At 70.3% G+C, this 482-nt stretch carries 1 pseudogene; it reads right to left on the bottom strand.

The window, feature by feature from the left end:
• Positions 1-238 (bottom strand): annotated as a pseudogene (locus FG154_RS20775) (hypothetical protein); the annotation flags it as partial.
• Positions 239-482 lie beyond the last annotated feature (244 nt).

The raw sequence follows: 482 nt of genomic DNA, 5'->3' as shown, positions 1-482 counted from the left end.
CCGCCGCGTCGATGTCCGCCAGCCGCACGGTCAGGGCCCGGGCGAGGTTGGGCATATCGGCGGTGGGGTGAAGATGGACCACAACCGATGCCCGCCATGCCGCCGGATCCGACAGGCCTGCCGGGGCCCGGATCTCGGTATCCAGCTGATTGCGGCCGGCCGGAAGCTCGCCATCAAAGCCGGGCAGGCGGAACGGCCGCAGGAACACCGGGGTGGATCGGACGATGCGGTCGGCCACGATGGTCCTCCTCCTGTCTCGGGGTCCGCTCGCGATCCGCCGAGGCGCTTCATGCCCGACGAGCGTCCGGGGCGGTCGTCCGCGCGGTGTCGGAATTCACAGGTCCGGCGGGACGACGTTCGCATTCGCAGACGCGGCGCGATCCCGACGCAGGGCCCCATCCAGGGCGCGGAGATCGATCGGACGCCGCTCGCGCCGGTTCCAGTGCTCGATCGTGATGTAGAACTGGATCTCCCGCCAGCAA

The sequence above is a fragment of the Cereibacter sediminicola genome, from assembly GCF_007668225.1.
GTDB classification, from domain to species: domain Bacteria; phylum Pseudomonadota; class Alphaproteobacteria; order Rhodobacterales; family Rhodobacteraceae; genus Cereibacter_A; species Cereibacter_A azotoformans.
Note: the sequence above shows the minus strand (reverse complement) of the source record. Positions and strands in the feature narration are given on the sequence as shown.